Annotated in this window: 6 protein-coding genes and 3 tRNA genes; 7 read left to right on the top strand and 2 right to left on the bottom strand. The window is 41.8% G+C overall.

Annotated elements, in window-relative coordinates; genetic code table 11:
* Window positions 1–71: 71 nt before the first annotated feature.
* From L650_RS0123290 to L650_RS0123280, 3 genes are all read left to right on the top strand, one after another.
* Window positions 72–146, top strand: a tRNA-Gln gene (locus L650_RS0123290).
* A 123-nt stretch (window positions 147–269) separates the two neighbouring features.
* Window positions 270–354 (top strand) — tRNA-Leu (locus L650_RS0123285).
* Window positions 355–393: 39 nt separating this feature from the next.
* Window positions 394–468, top strand: a tRNA-Gln gene (locus L650_RS0123280).
* A gap of 4 nt (window positions 469–472) precedes the next feature.
* On the opposite strand, the gene L650_RS0123275 is transcribed toward L650_RS0123280, so the two are convergent.
* Together L650_RS0123275 and L650_RS0123270 are read right to left on the bottom strand one after the other, a co-directional pair.
* Window positions 473–2062 (bottom strand): putative bifunctional diguanylate cyclase/phosphodiesterase, encoded by a 1590-nt coding sequence (locus tag L650_RS0123275; protein ID WP_029774572.1) that lies wholly within the window; start codon window positions 2060–2062, stop codon window positions 473–475.
* 156 nt (window positions 2063–2218) lie between these two features.
* The gene (locus tag L650_RS0123270) at window positions 2219–3400 is read right to left on the bottom strand and encodes an FAD-dependent monooxygenase (protein WP_029774571.1); all 1182 of its coding nucleotides are present in this window, start codon (window positions 3398–3400) and stop codon (window positions 2219–2221) included.
* Window positions 3401–3644: 244 nt separating this feature from the next.
* Here L650_RS0123270 and miaB point away from each other — a divergent pair, with 244 nt between their 5' ends.
* Genes miaB through corC form a run of 4 tightly spaced genes read left to right on the top strand, consistent with a single transcriptional unit; the run spans window position 3645 to window position 7579 of the window.
* Complete coding sequence (gene miaB / locus L650_RS0123265) at window positions 3645–5093, top strand: tRNA (N6-isopentenyl adenosine(37)-C2)-methylthiotransferase MiaB (RefSeq protein ID WP_029774570.1); 1449 nt, start codon at window positions 3645–3647, stop codon at window positions 5091–5093.
* A gap of 57 nt (window positions 5094–5150) precedes the next feature.
* Window positions 5151–6209, top strand: coding sequence for a PhoH family protein (locus tag L650_RS0123260; protein WP_004589461.1), 1059 nt, complete (start codon window positions 5151–5153; stop codon window positions 6207–6209).
* Between the two features lie 4 nt (window positions 6210–6213).
* Entirely contained in the window at window positions 6214–6672 is a 459-nt protein-coding gene (gene ybeY / locus L650_RS0123255) for an rRNA maturation RNase YbeY (RefSeq protein WP_024033864.1), read from the top strand.
* Window positions 6673–6694: 22 nt separating this feature from the next.
* Entirely contained in the window at window positions 6695–7579 is an 885-nt protein-coding gene (corC, locus tag L650_RS0123250) for a CNNM family magnesium/cobalt transport protein CorC (RefSeq protein WP_004589463.1), read from the top strand.
* Window positions 7580–7630: the final 51 nt, after the last annotated feature.

Below are 7630 nucleotides of genomic sequence, written 5' to 3'. Positions count from 1 at the left end.
TGTGAGAGTTCAAGTCTCTCCTTCCGCACCATGTTCTCGATAAGAACTAAAATAATCAGCTAATTCTTTGTTGGGATATCGCCAAGCGGTAAGGCACCAGGTTTTGATCCTGGCATTCCCAGGTTCAAATCCTGGTATCCCAGCCAATTTCTTCTACCAAAGAAATTGCTATAAAGAATGACCATATGCGGGAGTATCGGAATTAGCAGTTGTCTTGAATTAGACGCTGGATTTAGGTTCCAATACATTAACACCTGTGTATCTTAAATGCGGGAGTGGCGGAATTGGTAGACGCGCTGGATTTAGGTTCCAGTATCTTAGGATGTGAGAGTTCAAGTCTCTCCTTCCGCACCATGTTCTTATCTAGAACTAAAACTATTCCAAATTTAGCGTTGGGATATCGCCAAGCGGTAAGGCACCAGGTTTTGATCCTGGCATTCCCAGGTTCAAATCCTGGTATCCCAGCCAATTTCTATATTATCCTGTACTCTTCCTCATTAGCATATTTGTGTATAAACTCATTAATGTTTACTGGCTTGCTAAAATAATACCCTTGCAAATAATCACAATCCATTAGCGTTAATGTTTGTTTAAGATCGTTATCTTCTATTCCCTCTGCCACCACTTTACAATTAAGTCGCGTCGCTAAAAACAATGTCGATTCAACAATCGCGTAATCTGCTATTTGAGTCAGCATGTCTTTTATAAATGATTGATCTATTTTTATTTGGCTTATTGGTAATTCTCGCAGTAATACCAAAGAAGAAAAGCCAGTACCAAAATCATCTACACTAAATTCAAACCCTCTGCTATTTAGTTTTTGCATCATTGTGCGGGCGGCTTCTAGGTTTGTCATCATGGCGCATTCGGTTATTTCAAAAATAATTGCGTCGCTTAGCGTTGGGTCATGCTTTACTAGTTCTTCAACAAAATCATAAAACTCCGGGCTTTCTAAATCTTTAGTAGAAAGGTTTACATGCAACGAACCTATAAACCCAGCTGCTTTTAACTCCTTTAAGTGCTTTATTGTTTCTAGTAGCACCCATTTAGAAATATTTAATATCAACCCACTTTGCTCAGCAATGCCAATAAATACCTCTGGACTAATAAATGAGCCATCACTTTGCGGCCAGCGTATTAACGCTTCTGCTCCATGTACTTCATCGGCTCTGGCATCAAAAATAGGCTGTAAATAAAGCTCAAATTCGTGTTTTTTAATAGCCTGCTTAATACGTGAGGTCATATTTGAAAGCTCATTTGCTCGGGTGCTCAGCGCCTCAAAGTAATGTACATACAGTTGCTGTGTGTCTTTAGCCTCATGCAGTGCTAAGTCTGCTTGCTTTAATAGCTCATTAGCGTGCGACGAGTGATTCGCAAAGGTTGTTATTCCCACAGTCACGTGTACACGTAAGCTATGCTCGTAAATATGAAATGGGTGTTTAGTTGATTTTTTTATTGCTTCAATACATAAATTAAGTGCCTCATTGGCTGAGTTATCAACAATAAGTGCAAATTCATCGCCGCCTAAACGGTACAGCTTGGCTATTCCCACAATATTATGGCTGAGTGTTTTTGAAAAAATGCTTAACAACATATCCCCTACTTTATTGCCGTATGAGTCATTAATCGATTTAAAGCGGTTTAAATCTATAAGCATTAAATAAAACGAAGGCTCGTATTTAACTTGTTTGTTAAGCACCTGAAAAAACTTTTTTCGATTAGGGAGGCCAGTTAAGCTGTCGTTTTCGGCAAGGGTTCGTTGACGTTTTGCAAAGCGGTGTATTTTTAAAATACTTTTATAACTAAGCTGAATAACTAAATAAACAAAAGCGCCCCCGCCAAATAAAATTAGCGATACGCTCATAGCAATAAATCCGGCTATATCGTTATTTACAAAATAATAAAGTACATACCAATAGCCCACTATAAAGCTAAAAATAAGCGCCAGTAGCAAAATCCACGAAACACGGTTAGTTTTTTTACAAATTTTTATTGTTGGCACAATGCTCAGCGTTAGTAGCAAAGCGCCGACAATGAGTATAAAAATAAAAAAATTATCCACAAACACACAACTTTTAATTGGTTAGTAGTTTGAGTATGGCAAAAAAACGCAATAACGGAATAAATTAATAGTGACAACTATGCAGTTGCCCAAGTGGCATAAGAAAGGGAGTGACTGGCTGTGCATTTATTAATTTAGCCAATCACTTAAGTATATTTAATTAAACTCCCCACTAATGGCGTATTTTAATACCCAGTTTTTTAAAGGACCGGTATTGTTAGCCATTTTTAAAAACTGGCTGCGTGCCCATTTTAGTGGCGTAATTTGATTAGAAAAACCAAAGTAACACGCATCCATCATGCTCATCATTAATAGGTTGGCTTTACGGCGGCTTCGCTCGTATTCTTTTAGTTTTAGCGGACAACCTATATCATCAGCATCTTCAAGTGCCTGTGCGAGTGCTACCACATCTTGAAAGCCTAAATTAACGCCTTGCCCGGCCAATGGGTTAATTGTGTGAGCCGCATCGCCCACTAACACCAAACGCCCATTAGAGTAATTATTTGCATGCTGACGGGTAAGCGGAAATACCGCATGGTTTTGCACCTCAAAATCCCCTGCAAGAAGCGTAAACTTATTTAAAACATGCGCTTTAATTTGCTCAGCCGTTAACCCTTTAAAGTTTTGTAAGGTATTAGCGCTGTCGTACCAAATTAAATTAGCGTATGGCGCCTGCATAGGTAAAAAGGCTAACGGGCCTGTAGGGGTAAATTGTTGCCACGTTTTTACTTGCTGCGGCGCATCTAGCTTTATTAGTACGCCCATGCAGTGCTGCTGATACTGCCACCCTGTTACACCAATATTTGCCTTTGCTCGTAGCTGCGATTGCCCGCCATCGGCCGCAATAACTAAGTCAGCAGTGTAACGGGTATCGCCATAAATGAGGGTGATTGACGTTGTGTCTTGCTCAATAGCACTTAAAGGTGCTGATTGTTCAATAACCTCAATATTATAATGTGCAAACTGCTGCCAAAGGCTTGCTTGTATTAAATTGTTTTCAATTAAATGACCTAAGTGCGAAGTATTAATATCGGCGCAATCAAATAATAGGTTGTCGCCACCGCGCTCAAATGCTTCTAACTGCGTGTAAGGTGCTAATCGATTTTCCCTTAAAATAGGCATAGCCCCTAGCTCGTCCAGCAGGTTTTCTGAAAAACGGTTAATAGCCGATACCCGTATATCTACCTGATCACTTGCTAAAATGGCGTCGGCGTTAATCAGTTTTTTTTCTATTATTTGTACTGATTTTCCTTGCTGTGCAAGCTTTATGGCCATGGCCGCACCGACCATCCCTGCGCCTACAACAATCACTTTGTTTTGAGTCATGTTTTTCATCATTTGGTTAATACGTGAAACTGTTTTGATTGTACCGTAACTCGCCGCATTAGTGCGAGAGTATATAACTATCACGCTATTAAACTGCCTGTGTATTGATTTGAGATCACAAACATGAAAACTATACTTGGATCTGGGCGGGTATCCAGCTAAAATACGCGTCCTTTAAGTGAGCAACCTTGCTCCTTAATCCCGTTTTAAGCACATTTTTGTGCCACTACCGAATTGAACACGAGGCTATATTTCAATGAGCAAAAAGCTGCATATCAAAACTTGGGGTTGTCAGATGAACGAGTACGACTCTCAGAAGATGGCTGATCTTTTAGATGCAACCAACGGCTACCAGCTAACGGAAGAAGCAGCAGACGCCGACGTTATTTTACTTAACACCTGTTCAATTCGTGAAAAAGCGCAAGAAAAAGTATTTCACCAATTAGGTCGCTGGAAGTTATTAAAAGACGACAAGCCAGATTTAATTATTGGTGTAGGTGGTTGTGTTGCCTCACAAGAAGGTGACTCTATTCGCCAGCGTGCACCGTTTGTTGATGTTATTTTTGGCCCACAAACATTGCACCGTTTACCAGAAATGATTAAACAAGTGCAAGGCGACAAAGGCTCATCGGTGGTTGATATTTCGTTCCCAGAAATTGAAAAGTTTGACCGATTACCAGAGCCAAAAGCTGAAGGCCCGTCTGCATTTGTATCAATAATGGAAGGTTGTTCTAAGTACTGTACTTTTTGTGTTGTACCTTACACCCGTGGTGAAGAAGTTAGCCGCCCATTAGATGACGTATTATTAGAAGTTGCGCAACTTGCTGAGCAAGGCGTACGTGAAGTAAACCTACTTGGTCAAAACGTAAACGCATACCGCGGTGAAACACACGATGGCGAAATTTGTTACTTCTCAGATTTAATCCGTTACGTAGCAGCGATTGATGGCATTGACCGTATTCGTTACACCACCTCGCACCCGGTAGAGTTTACGCCAGATATTATTGATGCGTACGCTGATGTACCAGAGCTTGTTGATCACTTACACCTACCTGTGCAAAGTGGTTCAGACCGTATTCTTAATTTAATGAAACGCGGCCATACAGCGCTTGAGTACAAATCAACAATACGTAAGCTGCGTAAAATTCGCCCTAACTTAAGCATGTCGTCAGACTTCATTATTGGTTTCCCAGGTGAAAGCAAAACAGACTTTGAAGCCACTATGAACCTGATTAACGACATTGGCTTTGATATGAGCTTTAGCTTTATTTACAGTGCGCGTCCAGGTACGCCTGCCGCCGACTTACCTGATGACGTATCAGAGCAAGAGAAAAAAGAGCGCTTATACCTACTACAAAACCGTATTACACAAATGGCACAACAAATTAGCCGCCAAATGTTTGATACAGAGCAACGTATCTTAGTTGAGGGGCCTTCTAAAAAGAACCCAATGGAATTACGTGGCCGCACCGAAAACAACCGTGTAGTTAACTTTGTTGGCCCACACACAGTGATCGGCCAGTTTGTTGATGTACGTATTACCGAAGCGTTACCAAACTCTTTACGTGGCGATTTAATTCGTACAGAATCAGAAATGAACTTACGTCGTGATATTGCTCCTTCAGCTATTTTAACAAAAGCTGCAAGCGTTGAGCCAAAAATCGATACAACCAACGAAATTGGCGTAGCTACTTTCGTACCGTAGTTGTATAAATTCATTGCGCCAGTAACCCTTACTGGCGCACCCGAATAGGAAGTAATTTTGAGTAATCAGTTAAAAACATTAGAGATTTATTTAGAACCTGCCGACAACAAACGCCTTTCTTCTTTATGTGGCCCGTTTGACGAAAACATCAAACAAATTGAACGCCGCCTAGGTGTTGAAATAATCCACCGCGACAACTTTTTTAAAGTAACAGGTAAACTTCACTCAAGTGCCGCGGCCGTAGACATTTTAAAAAACCTTTATGTTGATACTCAACCTGTTCGTGGCGAAATTGGTGAAATAGAGCCCGACAACGTACATTTAGCCATTACCGAATCAAAAGCCCTAGAACAAGAAGTGCCGCAAAGTGCGTACGGCAAAGAAATGTTTATTAAAACCCGCCGTGGCGTAATTAAACCGCGTAATGACAACCAAGGTTTGTATGTTGCTAATATTTTGCATCACGACATTACCTTTGGGATTGGCCCTGCCGGTACAGGTAAAACCTACCTAGCAGTTGCAGCCGCAGTAGATGCTCTAGAGCGCCAAGAAATACGTCGTATATTACTTACCCGCCCAGCGGTAGAAGCCGGTGAAAAACTGGGCTTTTTACCAGGCGATTTAAGCCAAAAGGTAGACCCATACCTACGCCCTCTTTACGATGCGCTATTTGAAATGCTTGGCTTTGAAAAAGTAGAAAAACTTATTGAAAAACACATTATTGAAATTGCCCCACTCGCTTACATGCGTGGCCGTACACTAAATGATGCGTTTATTATTTTAGATGAAAGCCAAAATACCACCGCCGAGCAAATGAAAATGTTTTTAACCCGTATAGGCTTTAACTCTAAAGCAGTAATAACGGGCGATATAACACAAGTTGATTTACCACGCGGTGCGCGCTCAGGCCTTCGCCATGCAATAGAAGTACTTAGCGATGTTGAAGAAATTAGCTTTAACTTTTTCCAATCGCACGACATTGTTCGCCACCCTGTTGTTGGCCGTATTGTCGAAGCCTACGAGCGCAATGACGAAAGCGAGCGACTAAAGCGTATAGAAAAACAAAAAGCCAAAGAGCAACTTGCCGCTCAACAGCCGCCTTCAACTAAAGAGTAATACCGTGAGCACCGAATTAGATTTACAAATAGCGTGTGAGTTTGACAACCTCCCAAGCGAAGAACAATTTGCACTGTGGGCCGATAAAGCCCTGAGCAAGTTTCGTGATGAGTCTGAGCTGAGCATCGTTATAAGCGATGAAGCCCAATCACAACAATTAAACAACGACTACCGTGGTAAAAATAAACCAACCAACGTGTTGTCGTTCGAATTTGAAGCACCGCCAGGCATTGATTTGCCATTAGTAGGTGATTTAATAATTTGCCCAGCCATTGTATTGGCCGAAGCAATCGAGCAAGAAAAGTCATTTCATGACCACTTTGCCCATATGGTTATTCATGGATGCTTGCATTTACTTGGATTTGACCATATAAAGAGTGAAGACGCTTTTGAGATGGAAAGCATAGAAAAGCAATTACTTGCAGAGCTAAACATAGCTGACCCATACCGGGACGAAATTTAAATTAACGGAGCATTTAGACGCAATGAGCGACGATAACTCGCAATCTAGCCAGGGTTCTTCTGGCAAAACGTGGATGGGCCGCATAGCCCAAATGTTGCAAGGGGAACCCCAGAATAGAGAAGAGCTGGTTGAAGTAATTGCCGACGCGCAAGAGCGTGACGTAATCGACCCAGAAACCAAAGAAATGATCGAAGGTGTGCTTGGTGTATCCAAGCTTAAAGTGCGCGATATAATGATCCCGCGCTCACAAATGGTCACACTTGAGGTCGACAGCCCCCTTGAAGATTTGATCCCCATGATGGTCGACTCCACCCACTCGCGTTTTCCGGTGGTGTGTGAAGACAAAGACCACGTTGAAGGTATTTTGCTCGCAAAAGACTTGCTGCCGCTTATTCTAAATAAAGATGAGCACCTACCCTCACTGCGCGAATATTTACGCCCAGCCATGGTAGTGCCAGAAAGCAAGCGCGTAGACACCCTACTAAATGAATTTCGTCAACAACGCTACCACATGGCTATCGTCATTGACGAATACGGCGGTGTATCGGGCCTTGTCACCATTGAAGATATTCTTGAAATAATTGTCGGCGAAATCGAAGATGAACACGACGAAGAAGAAGATCAACAAGATATTCGCCAACTTGCTAAGCATGTATACGTAGTACAAGCGCTCACTCCTGTAGATGACTTTAACGAGTACTTTAAAACAGGTTACAGCACCGATGAAGCCGATACCATTGGCGGTACGGTACTACACGCATTTGGCCATATGCCAAGTCGCGGCGAAACAATTGAAATAGACGACTATCAGTTTAAAGTAACTAATTCTGATAACCGTCGTATTTTACAACTGCAAGTCACCGTTCCTAAGGTTGATGAAAACGACAGTGAAGAAACTACTAACTAAACTCACCCTGTTAGTAAAAGATAAAAAAGCATGGCTCGCACTGGTTGCGGG

Source organism: Pseudoalteromonas sp. TB51, assembly GCF_000498055.1.
In the GTDB taxonomy this organism is placed as follows: Bacteria; Pseudomonadota; Gammaproteobacteria; order Enterobacterales; family Alteromonadaceae; genus Pseudoalteromonas; species Pseudoalteromonas atlantica.
The sequence above is the reverse complement of the archived record's forward strand: the minus strand, read 5'-3'. Positions and strand labels throughout refer to the sequence as shown.

Coding starts and splice junctions, on each gene's coding strand:
- L650_RS0123270 (WP_029774571.1), bottom strand. CDS start 3,400: ATGATGAAAAACATGACTCAAAACAAAGTGATTGTTGTAGGCGCAGGG.
- miaB (WP_029774570.1), top strand. CDS start 3,645: ATGAGCAAAAAGCTGCATATCAAAACTTGGGGTTGTCAGATGAACGAG.
- corC (WP_004589463.1), top strand. CDS start 6,695: ATGAGCGACGATAACTCGCAATCTAGCCAGGGTTCTTCTGGCAAAACG.